This window comes from Streptomyces sp. NPDC014889, assembly GCF_043081205.1.
Taxonomy (GTDB): domain Bacteria; phylum Actinomycetota; class Actinomycetes; order Streptomycetales; family Streptomycetaceae; genus Streptomyces.
Window position 1 is genome coordinate 146,173 of sequence record NZ_JBIBWH010000013.1, and the last position, 24,126, is coordinate 170,298.

Sequence of the window (24,126 nt, forward strand, 5' to 3'; positions counted from 1 at the left end):
CGTATCACTTCCTGGTTCGCGGAGTGCTCGACCCGTATCGTCCAGACATGGACACCACTGCTTCACCCCGCGTCCTCGTCATCGGGCTTGATCCGTACCGGATTCCCGGGCCGTGGGATCCCGAGCCGGTGGCCGAGGCGATCGAGGCGGGACTGACCAAGTTCGCCGAGCATGGCGTGGGCGTCGAGACATGCCTGCTCGGCCTTGATGGAAGTGACGACGTGGAAGAGGTCGTCGGGAATGCGCTGCGAGCCCATCCGTGGGAGTGCGTCACCGTCGGCGGTGGCCTGCGGCACTCGGACGATCAGGTTGAACTCCTCGAGCAGGTGATCAACCTGGTTCGGCGGTACGCGCCCGATGCGGCCATCGCGTTCAACAGCACCGCGGCCACTACCTACGAGGCCGCTGCCCGTTGGATCGAGTGACGAGAGTGCCCTGGCGGGGCTCGGGTGTCACCTCCCGCGGCTCAGCGCCGGGGAAACCGTGCGAGGTGCTGGTCCCAGTCCTCCGCCGCCCGCATCAGCTCGGCCCGGTCCGTCTCGATCTCGATGACGTGTTGATAGAGATCGACGTCCTCGTCGTCCTGCCGCCACGGAGGCATCGCCTCCAGGGAGAGGTGGACCCGCAGCACTCCCGTGCCGTCGTGCCACCGGACCTGGCTGAAGGCGAGGACCGGTTCGAGGAAGCAAAGGTCCGGGGCGAGTTGGTCCTCCGCGTCCGCTTTCGCGTCCGGCCTCCTCCCGTCTGCGACAGCACGCAGCCACCTGGACAACTCATGGGCCTCGTCGACCAGCAGGCACGCTTCCGTGAAGGACCAGCTTGCCGCCGGAGTGGTGACTTCGGCCCCGATGACGAGCCAGTCGTCGTCCCAGCGGTCACCACAGGCCGCTGGGAACTGGTAACGGAGCGGTCGAAGCCCGATGCCGCCTTCTCGATCAGTAAGTCGCACTGCCGAAGGATGCCACGTCCGTGACGACAGGTCAGAGCTGCGGCTCCCGGGCCACCCAGCCCCGTTCGTAGGCGTGCCAGCCCAGTTGGAGCCTGGTCGACACTCCGGTCAGTTCCATGAGGCCCTTCACCCGCCGCTGCACGGTCCGCAGGCCCAGGTCGAGCTGTTTCGCCACGCTCGCGTCCGTCATCCCGGCCAGCAGCAGCGACAGGACCTCCAGGTCCGCGGCGTCCGGACCGTTGGACTCCTCCTCCACCCGGCCGCCCCCGCCGAGCCGTAGCGGCATCGCCTCCCGCCACACCGCCTCGAACAGGCCCATCAGGGAGTCCAGCAGTCCGGAGCCGTGCACGACCAGGGCCGCCGGCGCCGCGCCCCGGCCGGTCAGAGGCACCATCGCCAGGGTCCCGTCGGCGACGACCAGCTTGGTGGGGACCCGGTCGACGACCCGGCACTGCTCGTCACGGCTCAGCGCCGCCGACAGCTCCACGATCCCGGACGGCAGCGACAGCACCTCGCGCTCCACCACCACCCGGTACGACACCCCGCGCGTGGCGGCCCGCTCCTCGGCCTCGTTCTCCATACCGCTCACCGCGACCGGCTTCCCGGTGACCAGGGCGCACACCTCGCTCGTCGCCCCCAGTTGCAGCTGGAAGAACCGGTGCGCCACCGCACTCGCCCCCGTCACCACCTCGACCAGGTCGTGCACGGCCGCATCGGTCGCGTCCACCCGGTACTCCTCGGCGAGCAGCGCCGCGGCCCGCTCCGCCTGCTCCAGTTCGTGGCGCTGCTGGGTCAGCAGCGCCCCCAGCGCCACCGCGGGCAGCGCCGCCACCCAGCGGTCGACGCGGGACGAGGACTGGGCGGCCAGGCCGCTGCGTTCCAGCCGGCGCAGGGCCCGTTCGGTGTCCGGCTCGGGCAGCGCCAGCCGGTGGGCGAGGTCGGAGACCTCCGCGGCGCCCACCGCCACGAGGGCGCGGTACACCGACTCCTGTATCTCGTCCAGACCGATGGCTCCCAGCATGCCGCTCCCCTCCCGGATGTCCCGGACGAATTGATTCCGCACGCCGTCGTCGTCCTCGGGCGTCCGGCGCGGCGAAAAGCGGCCACGGCGTAAACCCGCCGTGGCCATCATCCCTTCAACGCCCGCCGCTCTGCCAATGTGGCGCCACGGCAGTACCGACAACTTCCGGAATGCCGCTGTTAGTTCAGAGGTAACCCGGTTTTACCTAGGGAGAGCGATGCGTCCGATATCGCGTACGGCGCTGGGCGCGGCCACCGCCGCCGTCCTGGCCGTCACCGCGATCGCACCGTCCGCGGCTGCGCCGCAGGACGACCCGACCGCGAAGAGACCACTGACCGGCAGCTCGACCGCCGCCGGGACAGGCACACCGGTCACCGTCACCCTGGTCACCGGCGACAAGGTCCTGGTGCGCACGGACAGTTCGGGGGCAGCGTCGGTCACCGCGCTGCCCCGCGAGGACGGCTCCGTGCCTCTCCTGCAGACCCGGCAGTCCGGCAAGGACCTCTACGTCTACCCCGACACCGCCGTTCGCGCGCTGGCCGCGGGCAAGGTCGACGAGGAGCTCTTCAACGTCACGGGCCTCGTCCGGCAGGGCTACGACGACGCGCACACCACCGCGCTGCCGCTGATCGCCGTCTACGGGAGCGCCGCGGCCCGGAGCGAGCCCGCCACCCCGCGCGGCGCGAAGCGCGGCCCCACGCTGGACGCCGTCGACGGCGTCGCCCTCACGGCGGACAAGGCGAAGACCGCCGACTTCTGGGCGGACGTCACCAACACCCGTTCGCGTTCCGCCTCCGGCCTGGAGAAGCTGTGGCTCGACCGCAAGGTCAAGGCCACCCTCGACCGGTCCACCAAGCAGATCGGCGCCGACCTCGCCTGGGCCGCCGGCTACACCGGCAAGGGCACCAAGGTGGCCGTCCTCGACACCGGCGCCGACGCCGAACACCCCGATCTCAAGGGCCGGATCGCCGCGTCGGAGAACTTCACCGACTCCAGCACCACCGACGACCACCAGGGACACGGCACCCACACCATCTCCACCGTCGGCGGCTCCGGTGCCGCGAGCGACGGCAGGAAGAAGGGTGTCGCCCCCGACACCGAACTGCTCAACGGCAAGGTCCTCAACGACAGCGGCTACGGAGCCGAATCCTGGATCATCGCCGGAATGCAGTGGGCCGTCGACCAGAAGGCCGACGTCGTCTCCATGAGCCTCGGCAGCCCGGAACCGACCGACTGCACCGACCCGATGAGCATCGCTGCCGAGCAACTCGCCCGGAGCAAGAACACGTTGTTCGTCGTCGCGGCGGGCAACTCCGGCCCGACGCTCAACACCGTCTCCTCGCCCGGCTGCGCCCCGAGCGTGCTCACCGTCGGCGCCGTCGACCGCGACGACTCCACCGCCTGGTTCTCCAGCCGCGGACCCGCGCTCGGCGCGCACACCCTCAAGCCGGAGATCGCCGCACCCGGAGTCGACATCTCCGCCGCGGCCGCGGGCGGCCGGGGCCTGTACGCCTACCAGTCGATGTCGGGGACGTCGATGGCCACCCCGCACGTGGCGGGCGCCGCCGCCCTCGTGAAGCAGCGCCACCCGGACTGGACGGCCCAGCAGGTCAAGGCCGCTCTGGTGTCGTCCGCGAAGAGCGACATCCCCGGCGACGTGCGCGAGACCGGCGGCGGCCGCCTCGACGTGAAGGCCGCCATCGACACCACCGTCGTCGGTGCCCCCGCCGTCCAGGCCGGCTCCTACCACTGGCCGCAGAAGGGCGGCGACCGCACCACCGTCGACCTCCCCTACACCAACTCCGGCACCAAGCCGGTGAAGCTGTCGCTGAAGGTCCAGGGCATCACCGGCAACGACGGCTCCGCGGTCCACTCCCCCGTCGCCGGGCTCGACGCGAAGACCGTCACCGTTCCGGCCGGGGCCACCGTGAAGGTCCCGCTGCGCATCGACCCGGCCGCGCACCTCAAGGCCGCCCAGTACGGTGACGTCACCGGGCGCGTCCTGGCTACCGGACCCGGCGGGGTGAAGGTCTCCACCCCCTTCTCCCTGTATGTCGAGCCGCAGACCGTCACCCTCCGCGTGAAGCTGATCGACCGCGCCGGCGAACCCGCCACGGGTTCCTCCTCGCTGGACGTCATCGGCACCGACACCGCCGGCGGTGAGCGCCGCTTCAACGACGGCGCCACCGAGCAGGTCTACCGGGTGCGCCCCGGCGCGTACTTCGTCTCCGGCTTCGTCATCACGCCCGACGCCGCGGACGCCACGGGCAGCATGGCAGAGTCCGTCGGGTACCTCGCACGGCCCCAGCTGGACGTCACCAAGGACACCACCCTGGTGCTCGACGCCCGCAAGGCCCACCGTCTCCGGGTGGAGACCGCGGACCGCGCCTCCGAGAGCCGCTCCACCACCCTCGCCTTCGGCCGCACCTGGGACGGGACCTGGCTGCACGCCGGCTCCATCACCGGCAACCGGAGCGTCCGGAACTACCTGGCGGACGTGCAGGGCAATGCACACGACGGCGAGTTCGAGTTCGCCAGCCTCTGGCGGACGTACGCCCCGCAGATCGAGAAGCTGTCGGTCGTCGGCGGCGGCGCACTGCACCCGAAGGCGGCGAGCACCGGCTCCGTGAACCTCGACGGAACGGGCGAGGCCGCGCTGGTCGACGCGGGCACCGGCACCCCCGAGGAGTTGAGGGCCGCGGGCGTCGCAGGGAAGATCGCGCTGGTCGAGGCCGGCGACGACGGCTACCTGTACACCCTGGCGCGTGACGCGAAGGCCGCGGGCGCGAAGGCGGTCATCGCCCACCGCCGCGCTGCGGGCCCCTGGCAGCCGTCGATGGGCTTCGGCCAGGCGCCGGTGCCCGCACTCGGCATCGAGGCGGACGAGGCCGCCCAGCTGAAGGCCGCCCTGGCCAAGGGCCCGGTCACGCTGCGCTGGAAGGCCACCGCCGTCAGCCCGTTCGTCTACAACCTCGCCTTCCCCGAGACCGGCCCGGTCGTCTCGGACCGCACCTACCAGGTGCGGGACAAGAAGCTCGGCACGGTCACCGCGACCTACGAGGCGATGGGCCAAGCGGCGGACTACGTCGACACGATGATCATGGAGCGGCCGTACGGCGGGGTGTTCTCCGCCGCCACCGACTCCGTCGCCGTCCCCAGCAAACGCACCGAGTACTACTCGGCGGGCGACACCGCCTGGACCCGCTACCTCTCCTCCAGCTTCCCCTGGGGCGAGCTCATGGCCGACCAGGCGCGCACGTACACCGCGGGCTCGAAGCGAGCGGAGAACTGGTACCGCGGCATCCCGGCCCCGACCGCTCCGCGCGACGCCGACGGCAAGCTCCAGCTGGCTGCCGAACGGCAGGACAACATGATCGGCGTGGCACCCGCCTTCTGGGGCGACACCGAGCACATGGGCGTCCAGGGTTCCTTCGGGGACATCGGCGGCATGAAGCTCACCAGCGGCGGCAAGGTGATCGGCGAGACCGGATGGCCGTCCGGGGTGTTCACCGTCCCGGCCGAGGACTCCGCGTACGAACTCACCATGGACACCATGAAGTTCGGCAGCCCGGCTGCCGTGTGGAAGCGGTCCACCCACACCCAGACGGTCTGGAAGTTCCGCTCGCACCGGGACGAGAACGCCTACTCCCAGGGCATTCCGCTGCTCTTCCCCAGCTACGACCTGGACGCGGACGGGCTCAAGACCCTTCCGGCGAAGGACGGTCAGACGATCGGACTGAGCGTCACCGGCCACGCGGGCTACACGCCCGGCAAGCTGGTCGCCGCCAAGGTCTCGTACTCGTACGACGGCGGCGAGACCTGGACCGAGGGCACCACCTCGCAGCGCGACGGCCACTGGACCGCGACCGTGAACCACGCGGGCGCGGCCGGCAAGCCGGTCACGCTGAAGACCGAACTGACGGACTCCAACGGCAACTCCGTCACCCAGACCGTGACCGACGCGTACGCCGTGCGCTGACCACACACCCCGCGACCCGCGTTCAGGCCGGAGCCTGGGCGCGGGTCGCGTCGTACGTTCTCCCAGCCCGTCGTCGCCGTAGCGGCGAGGGACTTCGTGCGCAGTGCGACGCCCTCTTCGCCGAGCGGGCCGTAAGCAAGGCACATCGGACAGGGTTCGAAAGTCGTGCTGTTCGCCGAGACGCTCGAACCCATTGTGGGACGGGTCGACTGGCTGCGCCGCAAGATCGAGGACTTCGATCTCATCCAGCCGAGCACGAGGCGCTCGCAGAGGCCATCGGGGGCGGCGACCCCGACCGGGCCGCCGCCGCGCGCCGCCACGTACGCGCCTCGCGCGAACGCACCCTCAAGTGGCTCTTCGGCTGAGCGGCACGCTCAGCCCAGGCCGCCCGGGCCGTGGCCCTTGCCCGGAGGGCCTACGCGGATCGTGCGGAAGTAGTCGTAGGACACGTGGGCGGTGCGGACCGGGTCGGGCTGCTGGTCCCTCTCGATGATGTAGTGGTGATGCGGCAGTTGCCGCAGGTTGGCGAAGATCCCGGCGAAGTCGATCTCGCCCTCTCCCAGGTCGGTCTCGACGTCGTTCCACGGTGCGCCGTCCTTGACGTGGAGCATCGGGAAGCGCTTCTCGTACGACCTGAGGTAGGGGGCCGGGTCCGCGCCCGCCCGCAGGATCCAGTAGAGGTCCATCTCGAACCAGACCAGGTCCGGGTCGGTCTCCTCCAACCACACGTCGAAGAGGGTCTGCCCGGTCTGCGGGTCCGCGTGGAACTCGTTGTCGTGCAGGTGGGCGTACCAGCGCAGTCCCCGGGCCCGGGCGGCCTTCCCCCACTGGTTCATCTCCCGCGCCATCGCACGGTACCCCTGGGCGGTCTGGGCGCCGTCCATGTAGGAGACGCCGACGTACTCCTGTCCGAGCGCCACGGCGTTGTCGAAGGTCTGCTGCGCCAGGGCGCCCCGGAAGTCGCCGGGGTTGTGGTGGCTGCCGATGACCCGCAGCCCGTTCGCGTCGGCGATCCCGCGGAACTGCTCGGCGGTGCGGCCGCCGTAGGTGTACGCGGGCTCGATCTCGGCGTAGCCCGCGTCGGCGATCATCTCGAGTGTGCCCTCGGGATCGGCGGCGAGCATGTCGCGCACCGTGTAGAGCTGGAGACCGATGCGGCCGGCCGGAACCCTTCTGCCCGCGCCTTCGGGGGCGGGGGCCGCCAGTGCCGGCCAGGCCTGCGCTCCGGTGGCCAGAACCGCCGCGGAAACCGCCGCTCCACGGAGGAATTGACGGCGACCGTGCGACTTTCCTTGAGCGGAGTTCATCTTTGTCCCTCTCTCAGCGAAAGTTGAGAGGATGCTAGGGACACTTCAACTGCGCACACAAGGCCTTCGACACGGGCCACTCGCAAGTCACCGCTCGCCGATGGCCGGCCGGCGCAGCCCGGTTGGTTGTCGTTCTGTTCCCTGTGCTTCCATGCCGAAGTGAACGTCAAGAGCTTCGGGACGGGTGGGGAGCGGTCGGATCTCCGGATACGGCCGCGGACCGCTGGTGATGTCGAGAGGTGTGTGCGGGTTCTCGCGGAAGTCCATCAGCGTGACGGCTACCCGGTGAACTGGCCCGCCCAGCCCGTCGAGTGGCTGTCGCACGATTCCCCGCTGGGAGTCTGGGTCGCTGAACTCGGCGGCCGTCTCGTCGGCCACGTCAGCCTTTCCCGCGTCGGTGAGGGAGATCTGGCCCCCGGCCTGTGGAGCGAGCGGAACGGGACGAACGAGGCCCTGGCCGCGGTGGTCAGCCGGTTGTTCGTCGCCCCGCGGGCCAGGGGGCACGGCATCGGGGCGCTGCTGCTCGGCCGAGCCGTGGAGGAGGCGCGGCGTCGTGGCCTGCATCCGGTGCTCGACGTCGTGGCGTCCGACACCGCCGCGGCAGCCCTGTACGAGCGGCTGGGCTGGGAGCGGATGGCCACGGTGGAGCAACGATGGGGGCCGTCCCAGCTCGTTGCCATTCACTGTTACGCGGCGGCGTCGTGATGTGGTCTGGTGGTATTGCTCGCCAAGGGTGATCAGGATGTCCTCGATCGCCATGGCTTCCTTGAGTGCGGTCTCGATGCTCATGCTCTTGCCCTGGCCGGAGGCGGGCCGCTGCGTGACGTGGCCACCCGGAGCGCCGGGCGGCACGTCGTCATCCAGGCCATCGGCGAACGCGCCCTGCTGACCGTCATCGGCGACGACTCGACCTCGCCGGCCCGCAACGCGAGATCCACTCCACCGTGGAGCGACTGGCGAAGATCCTCGAAGCCGACGCACCCGCCTGACACGGCAACACCGGGCCTCACCCAGGTCGCGCTCCCCGGACCGCGTATTACTCGCCGGCCGACAGGGAAGGAGTCGGTCCGACGAGGAGGGCAGAACATGCGAGTGGTGGTCGTCGGCAGCGGCATCGTCGGTGCGGCAGCCGGTTACGAACTGGCACGGGCCGGGGTGGACGTGGTCCTGGTGGATTCGCGGGCACCGGGCCGCGCGACGTCGGCCGGCGCGGGCATCATCTGCCCGTGGTCGTCCCAGGTGGACGATCCCGACTGGTACCGGATCGCGGTCGCCGGGGCGGAGCACTACCCGGAGCTGCTGGCGGCGTTGACCTCCGACGGCGAGACCGAGTTCGGTCACCGGCGGGTCGGCTCGCTGCGGCTGGTCTCCGAGGCCGAGTCCGAGGAGGCGCTGCGGAGCGTGGCCGAGCGAGCCGCGAAGTCCCCGATGGCCGGCGAGGTGGAGTTGGTCGACGCCCGCCGGGCCCGCGAGCTCTTCCCGCCCCTGGAACACGACGGCCCGGCGATCCACATCCCCGGAGGAGCGCGCCTGGACGGCCGCTCGGTACGCGACGCGATGCTGCGGGCCGCGGTCCGGCGCGGCGCCCGGGTCGTCGACGGCACTGCGGCGATCGTGGCCGACGGCGCGGTCCGCGGCGTCCGGGTCGACGACGAGTTCGTCGGCGCGGACGCGGTGATCGCGGCGGCCGGCGCCTGGTCGCCGCACCTGCTGGAACCGATCGGCGTCCGGGTGCGGGTGGCCCCGCAGCGCGGTCAGATCATGCATCTGCGCCTGCCGGGCGTGGAGACCGCGAACTGGCCGGTCGTGCTGCCGCGGTCGCGGCACTACCTCCTGGCCTTCGACGACTCCCGGATCGTGGTCGGCGCGACCCGCGAGGACGACGCCGGTTTTGAGCACCGGGTGACCGCCGCCGGGATGGCGGAGGTGCTCGGCGAGGCACTGTCGGTGGCCCCTGGACTGGCCGGTGCCACCCATGTGGAGACCCGCGTCGGGTTCCGCCCGGTGGGCCCCGACATCCGGCCGCTGCTCGGGACGGTCCCGCAGGTCAGCGGCCTGATCGTGGCCAACGGCCTGGGGGCGTCCGGTCTGACGATGGGCCCCTACGCGGGTTCGGTCGCGGCGCGGCTGGCCCGCCGCGCCGATCCGGGGATCGATCTGACGCCCTACGACCCGCTGCGTTGACGACGCGGCAGGCTCACCCGGGCAGGCTGGTCCGTTCCTCGATGCGCTGCAGTGCGCGCTTGAGGTACGGCGCGAACCGCGGGTAGTTCTCGCTCATCGGGAAGTGGCCGATGTCCTTCATCTCGATGAACTCCGCGCCCCGGATCTGCTTGGCGGTGCGCTCGCCGTCCTCGGGGGTGGTGAGGTAGTCGTATTCGCCGGTGAGCATGATCACCGGGCAGGCGTCGCCGTCGATGTCGCCGAGGCGGTCGCGCAGATCGTGGTCGACCGAGTAGAAGTACAGGTCGCCCTTGAACGACTCGGCCCCCTGGGTGTAGTAGAACCACGTGGCCCAGCGGTCCCGCTCCGGTGACTGCGGCGCCATGAGGTCCCATACGCCGCTGGCGCACACCTGGGCCGCGTTGGCGTGCGGGTGCTGCCACCAGTCCAGGTAGAAGCCGGGCGAGTAGTCGGCGCCCTCGACCGGGATGACGGCCTTGAAGCGGTCCGGGTGGCGCAGCGCCAGTTGCAGGGCGACGTTGCCGCCGAAGGAGGAGCCCATGAAGATCGGGTCATCGAGGCCGAGGGCGTCGCAGAACGCGGTGATGAACGCCACGTAGTGATCGGCGGTGAGCTTGTACTCCTCCTTCCACCAGTCCGTGTTCCGCGGCGGGTCGGACTTTCCGTGGCGGGCCAGATCGTAGGCGATGACGCGGTGATCGCCGGTGATCTCCTCGTCCTCCAGGAGATCGCGCCACTGGTGGTTGTGGCAGCCGGCGGTGTGCTGGCAGACGAGCGGCGTGCCCTCGCCGTTCTCCAGGTAGAACACCTTGTACTCGAGGCCCTCGACGTCGATGGTGACGTAGTGGCCGGTGACCGGGGAGATACGGGAATTGGTGCTCATCGGATTCCCTTTCGCGGGGTGATCGTCAGCCCAGCGGGCCGGTTTCGCGCAGCAGTTCCAGCTGCCGGGTCAGGCAGCGCAGGTTCTGCATGAGGACCAGCAGATCCCCCTCGAGGCGCATGCCCCGGCGGAAGGTGGCCGCCCAGATTCCGTGGTACATGGGCGGGGGTGTGGGCCGGCAGAACCCCTGCCAGGTCTCGGCCGTCGCGCGGATCGCGAAGTCGTAGGCCGTCAGCGGCTCCGGGTCGACGATCAGTTCCTCGATGCGCCCCCGGTGCACGCGGACGAGAAAGGAATGCTTCTCCATGTCGAGCAGGTAGCTGCACGAGAAGTACTTCCCGTGCGCCTGGATTTCCGCGTCGCCGTCGCTGAGCTGACGGAAACGTTCCACCGGTTCCCGCGCCGTCGCTGTCGCCATGCGCCTCTCCTCGATGATCCGGGGTTGTCGGCCCCCGCACATCTCTCAGCCTGCGCTCAGCGGCCGGAACCGCAAGCGGGAGCATGTGTGCGGGGCCGCCCTCGCGCACGCCGGGATCAGGGCAGGATGGAGTCGACGTAGCCACCGTCGACGCGCACGGCGCCACCCGTGGTGGCGGAGGCACAGGGCGAGGCGAGGTAGACGACCATGTTGGCGATCTCCTCGGGCTCGATGAGGCGCTGCAGCAGCGACTGGGGACGGTACTTGACCATGAACTCGCGCTGTGCCTCGTCCCAGGGCAGCTCGTCGCCGACGAGTTCGCGGACGAACCCCTCGACGCCGCCGGTGTGGGTCGGTCCGGCGATGACGGAGTTGACGGTGACGCCGGTGCCGGCGGCGTCCTTGGCGAACCCGCGGCTGACGGCGAGCAGCGAGGTCTTCGTCATGCCGTAGTGGATCATCTCGGCGGGGATGACCACGGCCGAGTCGCTGGCGAGGTTGAGCACGCGCCCCCAGCCCCGTTCCTTCATGCCGGGCAGGCAGGCGCGGATGAGCCGGACGGCGGAGAGGACGTTGACCTCGAAGTAGCGGCGCCACTCGGCGTCGTCGATCTCCAGCGGGGCGGCGGAGCCGAAGATGCCGAGATTGTTGACGAGGATGTCGACCGAGGGCACGGCCGCCAGCACCGCGGCGGTGCCCTCCTGCGTCGCCAGGTCTCCCGCGGCGCCGGTGACGTCGTCGCTGCCGGAGGCGGCGCGTACGGTGCGGACGGCTTCGGCGACGCGCTCCTCGCCGCGGCCGTTGACGACGACGCGGGCGCCCGCCCGGGCGAGGCCGGTGGCGATGGCGTGACCGATGCCCTGGGTGGAACCGGTGACCAGAGCAGTGCGGCCGGAGAGATCGATCTGCATGAGGCGTTCCCCTCGTTCTTGAGGCTGTGGAGCTGCTGGTGCGGTGCCGACGTCCCCGGAGTACCCGTCCGCGGCGGACGGGTACTCCGGGAACGTCTCGGTCAGTTGAGGGTGTCGGGGTCCGGGCCGGTGCGCAGACCGCGGTCGAGGTCCGTGAGAGCGGCCATGTCGGCGTCGGTGAGCTCGAAGCCGAAGACGTCCAGGTTCTGCCGGATGCGCTCGGGCGTGACGGACTTGGGGATCACGATGTTGCCGGTCTGCAGGTGCCAGCGCAGCACGACCTGTGCCGGGGCCACGCCGTACGCCTCGGCGGCTCGCACGATCGCCTCGTCCCCGAGGACGGCGCCCTGGGCCAGGGGGCTCCAGGCCTCGGTGGCGATCCCGTGCTCGGCGTGGAAGGCGCGCAGCGCGGTCTGCTGGAGGCCCGGGTGCAGCTCCACCTGGTTGACCGCCGGGGTGATGCCGGTGTGCTCCATGAGCCGCCGCAGGTGGGGGACCTGGAAGTTCGAGACTCCGATGGCGCGGGCCCGCCCCTCGGCGAGGATCTTCTCCAGCGCCTTGTAGGTCTCCACGTACAGGTCGCGGGCCGGAGTGGGCCAGTGGACGAGGTACAGGTCGACGTGGTCGAGGCCCAGCTTCTCCAGGGAGGCGTCGAACGCGGCCAGGGTCCGGTCGTGACCCTGGTCGTCGTTCCACACCTTGGTCGTGACGAACAGCTCCTCACGGGGCAGGCCGGAGGCGGCCAGGGCCCGGCCGACACCGCGCTCGTTGCCGTAGACCGCGGCGGTGTCGATGCTGCGGTAGCCGGCCTCCAGGGCGCTGGTGACCGCTGCGGTGGTCTCCTCGTCGGGGACCTGGAAGACACCGAAGCCCAACTGCGGCATGGCCACACCGTTGTTGAGCGTCACGTTCGGCACGGAGGACATCAGGGTTCCTTTCTTCGGTACTGCTGGGTTCTTCTGTACTGCTGGGTGCGGGGTGTCAGGAGCGGACGGCTCCAGCCGCGGCGGGGGCGCCGGGGGCGGGGGCCGCCGCGGGGTCGGGGTGCGCCGGGCCGGAGCCCGTGACGGTGCGGGTGGGCCGCAGTTCGAGCCGGTGCGAGACGACGGCCAGCACCAGAGCGGCGGCGGCCAGCACGGCCCCTACCGCGTTGGGCGCGGTGTAGCCGAGGCCGGCGGAGATCACCAGGCCGCCGAGCCACGCGGACAGGGCGTTGCCCAGGTTGAAGGCGCCGATGTTGGCCGCCGAGGCGAGTGTCGGCGCGCCGTGGGCGTGGTCCAGGACGCGCTTCTGCAGCGGCGGGACGGTGGCGAAGCCGAGAGCGCCGATGAGGAAGACGGCCACGACGGACGCGGCCTTGCCCGAGGCCAGGAAGGTGAACAGCAGCAGGACCAGCGCCAGACCGCCCAGGGCGGTGCAGAGCATGGGCATGAGCTTGCGGTCCGCGAAACGGCCGCCGGCGAGGTTGCCCGCCACCATGCCGAGACCGAAGACCACCATCAGCCAGGTGACGGAGGATTCGGCGAAGCCGCCGACCTCGGTCGTGATCGGCGCGATGTAGGTGATCGCGGCGAACACTCCCCCGAAGCCGAGAACCGTCATCGCCATGGCCAGGATGACCTGGGTGTTCCTGAAGGCGGCGACCTCGTGGCGCAGCCGCACACCCTCCGGCTTGGGCAGGTCGGGTACGAGCTTGGCGACACCGGCCAGGCCGAGCACGCCGAGGGCGGCGACGAGCAGGAAGGTCACGCGCCAGCCGGCGTGCTGGCCCACGTACGTGCCCAGCGGCACGCCGACGACGTTGGCCACGGTCAGCCCGGTGAACATCATCGAGATCGCGCCGGCCTTCTTCTCGGGCGCCACCAGTTCGGCGGCGACGACGGAGCCGATGCCGAAGAAGGCGCCGTGGGCCAGGGAGGCCACCACGCGGCCGATCAGCATGACGGCGAAGACCGGGGCGAGGGCGGAGATGACGTTGCCGAGGATGAACAGGCCCATGAGCAGCATGAGCATGTTCCTGCGGGAGATCCTGGTGCCGAGGACGGTCATGATCGGCGCGCCGATCATCACGCCGAGGGCGTAGCCGGTGACCAGGAAGCCGGCCGTCGGCACGGACACGCCGAGGTCCGCGCCGACCTGGGGCAGCAGCCCCATGATCACGAATTCCGTGGTGCCGATTCCGAAGGCCCCGATGGCGAGGGCCAGCAGTGCGAGCGGCATGACGAGGGTCCTTTGACGTGCAAAGCTAGAGTGCGCAAGCGCCTTACATGCGTTCGACAATAATTGCACGCGACGGTTAATGGCAAACGCGGCCAGGTGGCGGACATGCGCAGGGCGGCCGGCACGTACGTTCCGCCCGGCCGCCACCCCGGGGCCGCGTCCGGCTCCCTCAGTCCACGTCGGCCTGCCACGGATCGGGGCCGAAGACCTCGTACTGGATGTCGTGCGGGGCGACGCCGTGCTCGATCAGCCGGCTCCGTACGGCCTGCATGAAGGACAAGGGGCCGCACAGGTAGTAGAGGGCGCCGCCGGGAATGTCGGCGGCGGTCGGGTCCATCAGGGCCTCGAAGACCCCGTCCACCGCCTGACACGGCCGGCCGGGGGCGGCGGCGGGTCATGCGCCGCCGGAAGGGCGCGGATCGTCCATGCGGGAGAGCCAGGTGGCGAGCAGCGTTTCGAGTGCCCCGGCCTCGGTGGGCGTCAGCAGATCCAGCAGTCGGCGTTCGTTGCGCATGTGGTCGGTGAACGCGCGGTCGATCAGTTCGCGTCCGGGCCGGGTGAGGGCGACGATCCGGCCGCGCTGGTCGTCGGCGGAACGGCGGCGGGTGACGAGTCCGGCCTGCTCCAGACGGTCGACTCTCTTGGTGACCGCACCAGTGGTGACCATGGTGTACGCGGCGAGCTCACCGGGCGCCCTTTCGTAGGGCTCACCGGCGCGGCGCAGTGCGCACAGGACGTCGAACTCCCCCTCGCCGAGACCGTAGCGGCCGTAGACGAGGCACAGCTCCTCGGTGAGCCGGCCGGCCAGGCGGTGCAGCCGGCCGATCACTCCCTGCGGGGTGATGTCGACGTCGGGCCGTTCGCGGCGCCAGTCGGCCTGGATGCGGGCTACGTGGTCCAGCGGTTGCGGATCGTCCATGGACCCATAGTAACTTCCATGGAAGCTATATTGCCTTCCATGGAAACTAATCTTCGCCGGGTGGTTCTCACCGCGGTCGCGCCGGTGGCCTGGGGGACCAACTACTTCGTCACCCACGAGTTCCTGCCGGCGAACCGCCCGCTCTTCGGGGCCGCCCTGCGGGCGCTGCCCGCAGGCCTGGTCCTGCTGGCCCTGTGCCGGCAGCGGCCACGCGGCGCCTGGTGGTGGCGGTCCGCCGTGCTCGGACTGCTCAACGTGAGCGTGTTCTTCGTACTCGTCTATGCCGCCTCCCAGTTGCTGCCCACGAGCGTCGCCTCGACCGTCATGGCGGTGTCCCCGCTGGCGATGATGCTCATCGCCTGGGCCCTGGTGTCCGAACGGCCCGGCATCTCGCACCTGGCCGGCGCCGCGACAGGGCTCGGCGGGGTCTGTCTCATGCTGCTCACGGGGGTGGGAGGGGTGAGCGTGCCCGGAGTCCTCGCCTCGGCCGGGGCCATGCTGGTGTCGTCCTTCGGCCACATCCTGGCCAAGCGGTGGAGCGCGGGTGCCGACGTGCTCGCCTCGACCGCCTGGCAGCTCACCGCCGGAGGTCTGTTCCTGCTGCCGGTCGCCGCGGTGGCGGAGGGTCCTCCGCCCGCGCTCCGCGCACCGGCGCTCCTCGCGTTCGGCTACGTCGCCCTGGTCGCGACCGCTCTGGCCTTCACCGCCTGGTTCACCGGGTTGCGGCACCTGCCCGCGGGGACCGTAGGACTGGTCGGACTCCTCAACCCCGTCACGGGCGTGCTGCTCGGCACAGTGGTCGCCAGAGAAGCGCTGACGGTCCAGCAACAGTGCGGGCTGGCTCTCGTCCTGGCCGGAGTCGTCCTCGGCCGGCCCGCACGCGCGGGCCGGCGCGGCCGTGGTCAAGTGCCTCCCCAGCCGCTCGACGGGCACGACAAGGGCGGCCACCGGTCGAACCGGTGGCCGCCCTCGGTGCCGGACTGCCGTCGGGACTAGGCGCAGGTGTTGGCGAACGTCTTGCGGGTCACGACGTCCGTCGAGGCGGCGGTGGTGTCGAGCCAGACGACGCGCCGGCCGTCACCGAGGGACGGGGCCAGCTGCGAGCCGGAGGAGCAGGAGACGCGGCTGAAGTCGTTCACGCCGGCCAGCACGTCGGAGGCCTTGGCGACCTTCACCTTGGTGGGGCCGTCCCAGGAGCCGAGGGAGCCCCAGATGGTGTACGTCGAGTACGCCAGGTAGTTGTCGTTCACGGAGAACTGGGCGAGGTAGAGGCTCGACGGGTAGCGCAGGTTGGCCATCTGGTTCACGTCGTCGACCGGCGCCGAGCCCAGGGTGGTGCTCGGGATCAGGAAGCCGTTCGTCACGCGCTAGAAGACGCCGGGGCCGATCCGGCAGGGGCGTCACCCGGCGGATGTATGCCATTCACCACCGTGCCGCGTCCCGCCCTTGTTGTCCTGCTCCGCCGTTGACGGTGGTCAGAGTATCCGCCCTGCCCTGCATTTTTGGTATACAGAAAAGTATGCATGCCGCCGCACCGACCTCGACCCCCGTCTGCCAGTCGCAGCTACCCGACTCCCGGCGCTGGTGGGCGCTGTGCGTTCTCGGGCTGGCGCAGTTGATGATTCTGCTCGACAGCACCATCGTGAATGTGGCGCTGCCGTCCATGCAGACGCAGTTGGGGATGTCGGACGGGGATCGGCCGTGGGTGGTCACCTCGTACACCGTGGCGTTCGGTGGGCTGCTGCTGCTCGCCGGGCGTGTCGCGGACCACGCGGGGCACAAGCGGGTGTTCGTGTCGGGGCTGCTGGGCTTCGCGGTGGCCTCGGCCGCCGGAGGCGTCGCGCCCACCACTCAGGTCCTGTTCGCCGCCCGGGCCGTGCAGGGCGCCTTCGCGGCCCTGCTCGCCGCCTCGGCGCTCGCCCTGGTCGCCACCACGTTCACCGACCCGCGTGAGCGTCGTAAGGCCATCGCCGTCTTCGGTGCTCTCGGCGGCGCCGGCGGCTCCCTCGGAGTGGTGCTCGGCGGGCTGCTCACCCAGTGGGCGGGCTGGCGCTGGTGCCTGCTGGTCAACGTGCCCATCGCCCTTCTGGCACTGCTCGGCAGCATCTGGACACCGCACGACCGCGCGCGGCGCCCGTCCGGGCGCGTCGACGTCGCCGGGGCCGTGCTGGGCTGTGGCGGTCTGACGACCGTGGTGTACGGCTGCAGCCGGGCCGAGGCGCTGGGCTGGACCTCGCCGTTCGTACTCGGGGCGCTGGTCGGAGGGATGGCGCTGCTTGCGGCGTTCGCCTGGTGGCAGACCCGTACCGCCGCCCCGCTCCTGCCGCCGCGGCTCCTGCGCGACCGCCGCCGCGTCGCCGCGCTGCTGGCCGGTGGGGCCCTGATGATGGGGCAACTGTCCGTCGCCCTGTTCCTCACCTACTACCTGCAGACCGTGCTGGGCTGGTCCGCCGTGGCGAGCGGCCTGGGCTTCCTGCCCATCAGCGTCGTCACGACCGCGACCGCGACCCAGCTCGGCACGCGCCTGCTGCCCAGGCTCGGCCCCCGCGTCATGATGACGGTGGGCCTGTCCCTCGCCGCCTGCGGACTGTTCCAGTTCACGCTGCTGACGCCGGACTCCAGTTACGCCGCGAACGTCCTCCCGCGCTGGTCACGTTCAGCGTCGGCAACGGTGGCAGCTTCCTGGCCATCATGACCAGCGCCACCGCCAACGTGCCGGCCCAGGACTCGGGGATCGCCTCGGCGTCGGTCAACTCCGCCCAGCAGGTGGGTGGTTCCATCGGCTCGGCCGCCTTCAACACCGTGGCCGCCAGTGCCGCCGCGGCGTTCCACGGCGGCACGCGGGCCGCTGCCGTGCACGGGTTCACCACGGCGATCTGGGTCCCCCTGGCCGCGCTGGTGCTGGCGGCCGCCGCGACGGCCGTGCTGGCGGGCCCCGGGTCGTCCCGCCCCACGAGGCCGGGCACACGCACGAACTGGGGGTCCCGCCACCCGAGGCCGGGCACCACCCCGGACCGGGATCCCCACCGGGTGAGGGTCGGCGCGCGGCCCCAGGGTCCCACCGCGTGAGGGTGGGCGCGCGGCCCCGTTCGTTCCCCGCCGCATGAGCGGAGCACGCGACCTATGGCGCCCTACATCGTGCGGCTGGCGTGCCATCGGCCCCGCTACGTGAGGCCCCTCGAAGAGTTCGCGGCGCCGTTCACCCCGCCGCCGCGCGGTTGCGCCACCGCGCGCCCGCCCAGCAGGCGCCCACAAGGGCGGTTGCGGTCGCGAGAGTCGCGTACGCGACCGTGTAGGAACTCACGGTGACGACCGCGCCGGCGGCGAAGGCGCCGAGCCCGGTGCCCGCGTCGAAGCCGACGTTCCAGGCGACGCTGACGGAGGAGCGCACCCGCTCGCCGGCGGCGGCGAAGGCCTGCACCAGGGTCAGGTTCTGCAGGCCGCCGTAGGCGACGCCCACGACGAGCATCCCGGTCACGACCAGAACGGACCCGGCCGCCCCGGCACCGTCCACCGCGCCCGCGCCGATCACGGCGAGCCCGGCGGCGCCGGCGAACAGCAGCGGGGCGATCGCCGGGGCGGCGCCCCTGCGGTCCGCGACGTGTCCGAATCCCCACCGGCACAGCGCCGCCGTCGCGGTGAAGGCCAAGAGCGCGAGGTAGACGGCGACCTGGTCGGACAGCAGGCGGGGGGTGAAGGTGAGGATGGCGCCACCGGCCGCGGTGATGACGAGCAGCGCGGCGATCAGACCTATCAGGACACGGCGCAGTCGGTTCGTGTCCCGTGCTTCGGCCGGTGCGGCGGACACGTCGCCGCTGTCGTGCAGGGCGCGTGCCACCCGCGGTGCCAGCGGGACGGCGAGCAGGGGCACGGCCGCGCAGGTGAACACCAGCCAGAATCCGACGCTCTCGGCCAGCCAGGGCGCGACGGGGATGAGCAGGCACTGCGGGGCCGCGATGGCGAGCCCGTAGGCGCCGACCGCCCGGCCGCGGCGGGCGGGTTCGACGAGCGCGGCCACCCCGGTCGCACCGCACACGGTGAGGATCCCGAAGCCGAGGCCCCGCACGGCCGCGAGGGCCATGACGGCCGCGGCCTGGCTGGTGGCCAGGTGCCCCAGGGCGGGAAGTCCGAGCAGGCACGAGCCGAGGGTCAGTGACCTCTGCCAGCCAAGACGCCCGAGGATCCGGCCGACCAGTAGCTGGGCGATCACCGTGAAGAGCATCAGCACGGTGTTGACCAGGCCCGCGCCCAGTTCGTCCGCGCCGCCCTCGAGCGCCCACAGAGGGGCGACCGGCATCAGCAACGACAGGCCGGCGAAGCCCAGCGCGGTCGAGGCCAGCAGAGGCCGCATTCCCGGCACGCGCCACACCGGGACCGCTTCCCGGCAGGCGGCACCGTCACCTTGTTGCTTCAACATTCCGTAGATGGTAGGCCGTTCGCACTGCCGTTCACTCCGCCTCCCCCGGTCTTGTCAGGACGCCCGGTCGATCTCCTTGACGATCTGCTGGTAGCCGCGCCGCCAGAAGGCGATCTGCCGGGCCATGGTGCTGTACGGGTCCCGGTCGTCGCCGAGGGTGTCACGCTGCCACAGCGTGTAGTCGGCGTACTGCACAGGAAGCGGCCGCCACCGCGGTCCCGCCCCGCTCAGCCGGGCCGCGTACGCCGTTCGCTGGCGGGGATCAGGGCGGTGCCGCCGTAACGGTTGGTGCTGCGCACGTCGGCACTCGGACGGGGAGGGACACGGAGTGTCAATAGTATACCAAATGGCCGCGCATCCGAGGCTCACCCTCGCCGCCCCCGCACCCGCACGGCCTGCCACGACCCCGGGGCGACTAGCGTCAGGGCACCACCAGGGGCCGCGCAACCCCGCACCGCCCGGCAGACGCAAGTCAAACGATTGACTAAATGCGCCGCCGGGACGTAGGTTCCCGATGGGGGCATGAGTCGGGACGCTTCTCCGGCCCTGCCCCACGCACTTTTCAGAAGCCTTTTCAGTGCTGCCGAACGGATCACGGGATACCGGTCGAGCGCCTGTCGGCCGGCGAGTTGGAGCAAGACGTGGGCGATCGGTCGGGCATATGCGTCGTGGGCGGTTCCGTCGCCGGTACCTCGGCCGCGCAGGCGCTGCGGGCCAGGGGCCATGACGGGGAGATCCGGCTGATCGAGGCGGAGGCGCACCTCCCCTACGACCGGCCGCCGCTGTCCAAGCAGGTCCTCCAGGGCGGGCTCGACCTCCCCGCGCTGCAGTTCCAGTCGACCGCGCACTGGTCCCGGCTGGGGGTCACCCTCTCGCTGGGCGCGTCGGTGACCGGGCTGGAGCCCGGGGAGCGGGTACTGCGGCTGAGCGACGGATCCGAGCTGCGGGCGTCCGGGATCGTCCTGGCCCCGGGAACGGAGTCCAGGCCTCTGCCCTTCCCCGGCGAGCAGTCCAGGGTGCGCCGGCTGCGCACCCTGGAGGACGCCCTCGTACTGCGCGGATCGCTGCAGACCGCCCGGTCGATCGTGCTCGTCGGCGCCGGCTTCATCGGCCTGGAGGTGGCTGCGACCGCCGTCCGGCTGGGGCTCGACGTCACCGTCGTCGAGCTGCTTCCGCTGCCGCTCGCCCCTGCGGTCGGCGAGGTCGTCGCCGAACGGGTGTGTGCCGCGCACCGGGACAGCGGGGTCACCCTGCTGACGTCGCGTTCGGTGGCGGAGGTCCGCGGTGACGGGCGGGTCTCCACCGTCGTCCTGGACGACGGCCGGGCGATCGAGGCGGACATCGTCGTCGCCGGTGTGGGGGTGCGCCCGGCCACCGCGTGGCTGGCCGGATCGGGCCTGGACCTGGGCGACGGCATTGAGGCCGACGCCTACTGCCGCACCTCGGCGGACCTGGTCTACGCAGCCGGTGACGCGGCACGCTGGCACAACCCCGCCTTCGGCGCCCGGATGCGCGTCGAGCACTGGAGCACCGCCCGCGAGCAGGGTGCGGCGGCGGCCGCGAACCTCCTGGGCGAACTGCGGGGCGAGGACGCGGCCCGTACCCCGTTCGTGCATGTGCCGTACTTCTGGTCCGACCAGCTCGACATGAAGATCCAGCACGTCGGCCGCATCCTCGCGGGCGGACACAGCGAGGTGGAACACGACGGCGACGGCGCCCTGTTCGTCACACACCGGCTCGGCGACCGGCTGACCGGCGCGACGACGGTCAACCGTCCGAGGGACGCGATGCTCTCGCGCAGAAGGATCGCTGAGGAGTGCGAGCGGCTGGGGCCGCCCATCGGCTGAACGGACCCGCCGGCAGGCGGTCCGAGGAGCCGTGATCCGGTGCACCGGCTGACCGCCGCACCGGCAAGCGTTGACGTTGAAAGGAAGAGCCATGGGCAGTTCGCGGCAGGACGCGCAGATTTTCGATCCGACCGACCCGGAGTTCCTGAAGGACCCCTACCCGGTTCTCAGCCACCTGCGGGAGAACACCCCCGTCGTGAGGGCGGAGTCGCTGGGGCTCTGGCTCGTGACCCGCCACGAGGACGTGTTCGCGTGCCAGCGGGACGCCCGCCTCACCCGGAACTTCAGCCACAAGTACACCCCCGAGGAGATGGGGGTCGCGCCGCGCGACGCCCGGTGGGCCGACTTCTGGCAGGCCGAGCGGTGGAGCCTGCTCGACCTGGAACAGCCGGACCACACCCGGATCCGTTCGCTGGTGTCCTCCGCCTTCACCCCGCGCCGGGTGACGCAGATGCGCGACGCGGTCCGCGCCCGCTCCCGGAAGCTGCTCTCGAGCCTCGTCGAGCAGGGCGAGTTCGACCTGCTGCACGACTACGCGATGCCGTACTCGGTGTCGATCGTCTGCGAGCTGCTCGGCGCCGACCAGGAGCACGCGCCACTGTTCCTGGACTGGGCGCACGCGATGGTGAAGATGTACGAACTCGACACCATCGAGGAGCAGGCCCAGCGGGCCAACGACTCGGCCGCGGCCTTCATCGCCTGCGTCCGCGAGCTGATCGCGCAGCGCCGCCGGCAGCCCGCCGACGACCTGGTGAGCGCCCTGGTCGAGGCCGAGACGGAGGAGGGCGGGAAGCTCACCGACGACGAGATCGTGTCCACGGTGATCGTCCTGCTGAACGCCGGCCACGAGGCCACGGTCAACACCACCGGCAACGGCATGACCGCCCTGCTGCGCCACCCCGGCCAGTGGGCGCGGGTGACCTCCGGGGAAGTGGCCCCGCGCCAGGCGGTGGAGGAGGTCATCCGCTGGGATCCCCCGCTCCAGCTCTTCGAGCGCTGGGTGCTGGCCGACGACGTCGAGATCGGCGGCCAAAAGATCCCCTTCGGCTCGAAGATCGCGATGCTGTACGGCGCGGCGAACCGGGACCCGCGTCTGTTCGCCGACCCCGAAGTGCTGGACGTCGGCCGGGTGAACGCCTCCCGCCACGTCAACTTCGGCGGCGGCGTGCACGCCTGCCTGGGCGCGCCGCTGGCCCGGATCGAGCTGGAGGAGACCTTCACCTCGATCCGGGACCTGTGCCCCGGTCTCGGCCTCGTCGAGGAGCCGCGCCGCAACTCCGCCTTCGTCATCTGGGGCATGGAGTCGGTCCGCGTGTCCGCTCGCTGAGCCCCGGCCCGTATCCCGACAGCACGTCAGCAGTCAGTAGGAGGAAACCCATGCCACGCCTGCAGGTCGACGAAGCCCTCTGCAAGGGCCACGGTCTGTGCTACTTCGGCTGGCCGAAGATCTACGACCTCCGGGAGGACGGCATCGCCGTCGCCCTGGTCGACGAGATCCCGGCCGAGCTGCTCGAGGAGGCCCGCAACTCCGTCGAGGCCTGCCCGGAGCGGGCCCTGCGGATCGTGGACTGACCCCGGTCCTGGTGCGCGCGTCCGCCTGGCGGCGGCCGGTCACGGCCGCCGCCGGTCCCGTCCGGGGCGTGGCCGGTAACGATCACCGGCCGCCGCGACCCTGGACCGCGGAACGTATCATCGACGCCTACGGGCCCGGTCGGACCGGGCCGTGGTGCTCGCAGGGGCTGGTCGCCGGCCTCCGGCGGGAAGGGAGTGGCACTCGTGGCACGCCGCCGGGTTACGGGCGCCGATGTCGCCGCCGAGGCGGGGGTGTCGGTCTCCATCGTGTCGCTGGTCCTGAACGGGAAGGACTCCGGGCGGGCGAACCAGGCCACCCGCGACAGGGTCCACGCGGCGGCGCAGCGGCTCGGTTACCGCATCGACCGCCGTGGCCGCAGCCTCGCCACGGGCCGGACCGGCATCGTCGGCTACGTCGCTCCCGATGTCGCGACCCCCTTCTTCAGCAGTGTGCAGATGGGCCTGCTCAGCGAGCTGAGCCCGGAGTACCAGGTCCTCACCGTGGTCACCGCCCTGGGCCAGACGGTCAGCCAGGAGAGCGTCCGGCGGCTGCTCGACCTGGGCGTGGACGGCCTGATCATCTCCACGGTCGAGAGCGACCTGGTGACGTCGCTGAACCCGTCGTGCCCGGTGGTGATCCTCGACTCCCCGGGGCGGCAGAAGGACCTGCCGCGCGTCAATCTGGACGTCGCGGGCAGCGCCAGGGAACTCGCCCGTCATCTGACGGATCTCGGTCACCGGAGCTTCGCCTACCTCGACATCGACACCCGGACCCGGACCCTGGAGGCGCGCCGCAAGGCGTTCACCGCCGAGGCGCGGAAGACGTCGGAGGAGGTGGGCGTCGTGGTGGCGCGCTCCCCCATCGACGTGACGGCGGCGTACGACAGCGTGGCCGGCAACTGGCCCTCCTGGCGCGCTGCCGGGGTGACGGCGCTGGTGTGCGGCTCCGACCTCCAGGCGTTCGGCGCGATGGCGGCGCTGCGCGACCTCGGGGTGGGGGTGCCGGCGGAGGTGTCCGTGGCGGGCGCCGACGACCAGCCGATGTCCCGGATCGTGCAGCCGTCGCTGACCACGGTGAGACTCCCCTCGTTCGAGCTGGGCAGCCTGGGTGCGCGGGAGCTGCGCAAGGCGATGGACGGGCCGGACGAAGCCGCGGGGCGGCCGTTGGTGCTGCCGACCCGGCTCGAGATCAGGGAGTCGACCGGCAGCGCGCCGGGAGTCCACTCCACGCCGCGCTGACCCGGCACCCGGGCCCGGAGCGCCGGGGTCATGCGGACGGTGGGGTGCGCGGCGCGGGGACGGCCATGTCGTCGTGCCCGTCGCTGGGACGGTGACCTGCGAGGGTCCGCACTTGCTCCGAAGGCGGCACACCACGCCCCGCACGGACCAGAGTGGCTCCCACCGCGGTGCGCACCTGTGCGCGGGGCGTGCCCCCTCCTGCCCGCGCGTGGCCCGTGGTCGACTGTGCTGCCACGGCCTGAGCGAGACCGGCCTGATGC

Annotated in this window: 24 protein-coding genes; 11 read left to right on the forward strand and 13 right to left on the reverse strand. The window is 71.4% G+C overall.

Going from position 1 to position 24,126, the window contains the following annotated elements:
* The first annotated feature begins 47 nt into the window (after positions 1–47).
* Positions 48–425, forward strand: coding sequence for a hypothetical protein (locus tag ACF09J_RS25940; protein ID WP_392307830.1), 378 nt, complete (start codon positions 48–50; stop codon positions 423–425).
* Positions 426–466: 41 nt separating this feature from the next.
* Here the strand turns inward: ACF09J_RS25940 and ACF09J_RS25945 are convergent, their stop codons facing one another.
* A complete protein-coding gene (locus tag ACF09J_RS25945; protein WP_392307831.1) occupies positions 467–949 on the reverse strand; it encodes a hypothetical protein in 483 nt (160 codons plus the stop codon).
* Between the two features lie 31 nt (positions 950–980).
* Positions 981–1,970 (reverse strand): helix-turn-helix domain-containing protein, encoded by a 990-nt coding sequence (locus ACF09J_RS25950; protein ID WP_392307832.1) that lies wholly within the window; start codon positions 1,968–1,970, stop codon positions 981–983.
* Between the two features lie 217 nt (positions 1,971–2,187).
* On the opposite strand from ACF09J_RS25950, the gene ACF09J_RS25955 reads away from it, so the two are divergent.
* Complete coding sequence (locus ACF09J_RS25955) at positions 2,188–5,949, forward strand: S8 family serine peptidase (protein ID WP_392307833.1); 3,762 nt, start codon at positions 2,188–2,190, stop codon at positions 5,947–5,949.
* Positions 5,950–6,323: 374 nt separating this feature from the next.
* Here ACF09J_RS25955 and ACF09J_RS25960 read toward each other — a convergent pair whose 3' ends face one another.
* Positions 6,324–7,256, reverse strand: a complete 933-nt coding sequence (locus tag ACF09J_RS25960) for a sugar phosphate isomerase/epimerase family protein (protein WP_392307834.1) — start codon at positions 7,254–7,256, stop codon at positions 6,324–6,326.
* 243 nt (positions 7,257–7,499) lie between these two features.
* Between ACF09J_RS25960 and ACF09J_RS25965 the strand changes: the two genes are divergently transcribed.
* Together ACF09J_RS25965 and ACF09J_RS25970 are read left to right on the forward strand one after the other, a co-directional pair.
* The gene (locus tag ACF09J_RS25965) at positions 7,500–7,961 is read left to right on the forward strand and encodes a GNAT family N-acetyltransferase (RefSeq protein WP_392307835.1); all 462 of its coding nucleotides are present in this window, start codon (positions 7,500–7,502) and stop codon (positions 7,959–7,961) included.
* A 381-nt stretch (positions 7,962–8,342) separates the two neighbouring features.
* Positions 8,343–9,440, forward strand: a complete 1,098-nt coding sequence (locus tag ACF09J_RS25970) for an NAD(P)/FAD-dependent oxidoreductase (RefSeq protein WP_392307836.1) — start codon at positions 8,343–8,345, stop codon at positions 9,438–9,440.
* Between the two features lie 13 nt (positions 9,441–9,453).
* Here the strand turns inward: ACF09J_RS25970 and ACF09J_RS25975 are convergent, their stop codons facing one another.
* From ACF09J_RS25975 to ACF09J_RS26005, 7 genes are all read right to left on the reverse strand, one after another.
* Entirely contained in the window at positions 9,454–10,323 is an 870-nt protein-coding gene (locus ACF09J_RS25975) for an alpha/beta fold hydrolase (protein WP_392307837.1), read from the reverse strand.
* A 25-nt stretch (positions 10,324–10,348) separates the two neighbouring features.
* Positions 10,349–10,741: a hypothetical protein gene (locus ACF09J_RS25980; RefSeq protein ID WP_392307838.1), complete on the reverse strand. Its 393-nt coding sequence runs from the start codon at positions 10,739–10,741 to the stop codon at positions 10,349–10,351.
* A gap of 116 nt (positions 10,742–10,857) precedes the next feature.
* Positions 10,858–11,652: an SDR family NAD(P)-dependent oxidoreductase gene (locus ACF09J_RS25985; protein WP_392307839.1), complete on the reverse strand. Its 795-nt coding sequence runs from the start codon at positions 11,650–11,652 to the stop codon at positions 10,858–10,860.
* 101 nt (positions 11,653–11,753) lie between these two features.
* Positions 11,754–12,578, reverse strand: coding sequence for an aldo/keto reductase (locus ACF09J_RS25990; RefSeq protein ID WP_392307840.1), 825 nt, complete (start codon positions 12,576–12,578; stop codon positions 11,754–11,756).
* A gap of 55 nt (positions 12,579–12,633) precedes the next feature.
* A complete protein-coding gene (locus ACF09J_RS25995) occupies positions 12,634–13,872 on the reverse strand; it encodes an MFS transporter (protein WP_392307841.1) in 1,239 nt (412 codons plus the stop codon).
* Between the two features lie 169 nt (positions 13,873–14,041).
* The gene (locus tag ACF09J_RS26000) at positions 14,042–14,233 is read right to left on the reverse strand and encodes a hypothetical protein (RefSeq protein WP_392307842.1); all 192 of its coding nucleotides are present in this window, start codon (positions 14,231–14,233) and stop codon (positions 14,042–14,044) included.
* A gap of 33 nt (positions 14,234–14,266) precedes the next feature.
* On the reverse strand, positions 14,267–14,791 hold the full coding sequence (locus tag ACF09J_RS26005; protein WP_392307843.1) for a MarR family winged helix-turn-helix transcriptional regulator: 525 nt from the start codon (positions 14,789–14,791) through the stop codon (positions 14,267–14,269).
* Positions 14,792–14,830: 39 nt separating this feature from the next.
* Between ACF09J_RS26005 and ACF09J_RS26010 the strand changes: the two genes are divergently transcribed.
* A complete protein-coding gene (locus ACF09J_RS26010; protein ID WP_392307844.1) occupies positions 14,831–15,787 on the forward strand; it encodes an EamA family transporter in 957 nt (318 codons plus the stop codon).
* Here the strand turns inward: ACF09J_RS26010 and ACF09J_RS26015 are convergent.
* Positions 15,784–16,155, reverse strand: a complete 372-nt coding sequence (locus ACF09J_RS26015) for a hypothetical protein (RefSeq protein WP_392307845.1) — start codon at positions 16,153–16,155, stop codon at positions 15,784–15,786. The two genes, ACF09J_RS26010 and ACF09J_RS26015, sit on opposite strands and share 4 nt — an antisense overlap.
* A gap of 155 nt (positions 16,156–16,310) precedes the next feature.
* Here ACF09J_RS26015 and ACF09J_RS26020 point away from each other — a divergent pair, with 155 nt between their 5' ends.
* Positions 16,311–17,486, forward strand: a complete 1,176-nt coding sequence (locus tag ACF09J_RS26020) for an MFS transporter (protein WP_392307846.1) — start codon at positions 16,311–16,313, stop codon at positions 17,484–17,486.
* Positions 17,483–17,860 carry a hypothetical protein gene (locus ACF09J_RS26025; protein ID WP_392307847.1) on the forward strand — a complete coding sequence of 126 codons (378 nt, stop codon included), beginning with the start codon at positions 17,483–17,485 and terminating at the stop codon, positions 17,858–17,860. The genes ACF09J_RS26020 and ACF09J_RS26025 overlap by 4 nt, the downstream gene beginning before the upstream one ends.
* A 130-nt stretch (positions 17,861–17,990) precedes the next feature.
* Here the strand turns inward: ACF09J_RS26025 and ACF09J_RS26030 are convergent, their stop codons facing one another.
* Entirely contained in the window at positions 17,991–19,208 is a 1,218-nt protein-coding gene (locus ACF09J_RS26030) for an MFS transporter (protein WP_392307848.1), read from the reverse strand.
* 54 nt (positions 19,209–19,262) lie between these two features.
* Positions 19,263–19,403, reverse strand: coding sequence for a hypothetical protein (locus ACF09J_RS26035; RefSeq protein WP_392307849.1), 141 nt, complete (start codon positions 19,401–19,403; stop codon positions 19,263–19,265).
* A 446-nt stretch (positions 19,404–19,849) separates the two neighbouring features.
* On the opposite strand from ACF09J_RS26035, the gene ACF09J_RS26040 reads away from it, so the two are divergent.
* From ACF09J_RS26040 to ACF09J_RS26055, 4 genes are all read left to right on the forward strand, one after another.
* The gene (locus ACF09J_RS26040) at positions 19,850–21,055 is read left to right on the forward strand and encodes an NAD(P)/FAD-dependent oxidoreductase (protein WP_392307850.1); all 1,206 of its coding nucleotides are present in this window, start codon (positions 19,850–19,852) and stop codon (positions 21,053–21,055) included.
* A 91-nt stretch (positions 21,056–21,146) separates the two neighbouring features.
* Positions 21,147–22,382, forward strand: coding sequence for a cytochrome P450 (locus ACF09J_RS26045; protein ID WP_392307851.1), 1,236 nt, complete (start codon positions 21,147–21,149; stop codon positions 22,380–22,382).
* A gap of 50 nt (positions 22,383–22,432) precedes the next feature.
* Positions 22,433–22,627: a ferredoxin gene (locus ACF09J_RS26050; RefSeq protein ID WP_141365015.1), complete on the forward strand. Its 195-nt coding sequence runs from the start codon at positions 22,433–22,435 to the stop codon at positions 22,625–22,627.
* A 204-nt stretch (positions 22,628–22,831) separates the two neighbouring features.
* A complete protein-coding gene (locus tag ACF09J_RS26055; protein WP_392307852.1) occupies positions 22,832–23,866 on the forward strand; it encodes a LacI family DNA-binding transcriptional regulator in 1,035 nt (344 codons plus the stop codon).
* Positions 23,867–24,126 lie beyond the last annotated feature (260 nt).

What these genes read in the sequence shown, in the direction of transcription:
- ACF09J_RS25960 (WP_392307834.1), bottom strand. Translation starts at nt 7,256, where the DNA reads ATGAACTCCGCTCAAGGAAAGTCGCACGGTCGCCGTCAATTCCTCCGT.
- ACF09J_RS25990 (WP_392307840.1), bottom strand. Translation starts at nt 12,578, where the DNA reads ATGTCCTCCGTGCCGAACGTGACGCTCAACAACGGTGTGGCCATGCCG.
- ACF09J_RS25970 (WP_392307836.1), top strand. Translation starts at nt 8,343, where the DNA reads ATGCGAGTGGTGGTCGTCGGCAGCGGCATCGTCGGTGCGGCAGCCGGT.
- ACF09J_RS25955 (WP_392307833.1), top strand. Translation starts at nt 2,188, where the DNA reads ATGCGTCCGATATCGCGTACGGCGCTGGGCGCGGCCACCGCCGCCGTC.
- ACF09J_RS25940 (WP_392307830.1), top strand. Translation starts at nt 48, where the DNA reads ATGGACACCACTGCTTCACCCCGCGTCCTCGTCATCGGGCTTGATCCG.
- ACF09J_RS26005 (WP_392307843.1), bottom strand. Translation starts at nt 14,791, where the DNA reads ATGGACGATCCGCAACCGCTGGACCACGTAGCCCGCATCCAGGCCGAC.
- ACF09J_RS25975 (WP_392307837.1), bottom strand. Translation starts at nt 10,323, where the DNA reads ATGAGCACCAATTCCCGTATCTCCCCGGTCACCGGCCACTACGTCACC.
- ACF09J_RS25985 (WP_392307839.1), bottom strand. Translation starts at nt 11,652, where the DNA reads ATGCAGATCGATCTCTCCGGCCGCACTGCTCTGGTCACCGGTTCCACC.
- ACF09J_RS25995 (WP_392307841.1), bottom strand. Translation starts at nt 13,872, where the DNA reads ATGCCGCTCGCACTGCTGGCCCTCGCCATCGGGGCCTTCGGAATCGGC.
- ACF09J_RS26020 (WP_392307846.1), top strand. Translation starts at nt 16,311, where the DNA reads ATGCATGCCGCCGCACCGACCTCGACCCCCGTCTGCCAGTCGCAGCTA.
- ACF09J_RS25950 (WP_392307832.1), bottom strand. Translation starts at nt 1,970, where the DNA reads ATGCTGGGAGCCATCGGTCTGGACGAGATACAGGAGTCGGTGTACCGC.
- ACF09J_RS26025 (WP_392307847.1), top strand. Translation starts at nt 17,483, where the DNA reads ATGACCAGCGCCACCGCCAACGTGCCGGCCCAGGACTCGGGGATCGCC.
- ACF09J_RS26010 (WP_392307844.1), top strand. Translation starts at nt 14,831, where the DNA reads ATGGAAACTAATCTTCGCCGGGTGGTTCTCACCGCGGTCGCGCCGGTG.
- ACF09J_RS26050 (WP_141365015.1), top strand. Translation starts at nt 22,433, where the DNA reads ATGCCACGCCTGCAGGTCGACGAAGCCCTCTGCAAGGGCCACGGTCTG.
- ACF09J_RS26045 (WP_392307851.1), top strand. Translation starts at nt 21,147, where the DNA reads ATGGGCAGTTCGCGGCAGGACGCGCAGATTTTCGATCCGACCGACCCG.
- ACF09J_RS26030 (WP_392307848.1), bottom strand. Translation starts at nt 19,208, where the DNA reads ATGTTGAAGCAACAAGGTGACGGTGCCGCCTGCCGGGAAGCGGTCCCG.
- ACF09J_RS25980 (WP_392307838.1), bottom strand. Translation starts at nt 10,741, where the DNA reads ATGGCGACAGCGACGGCGCGGGAACCGGTGGAACGTTTCCGTCAGCTC.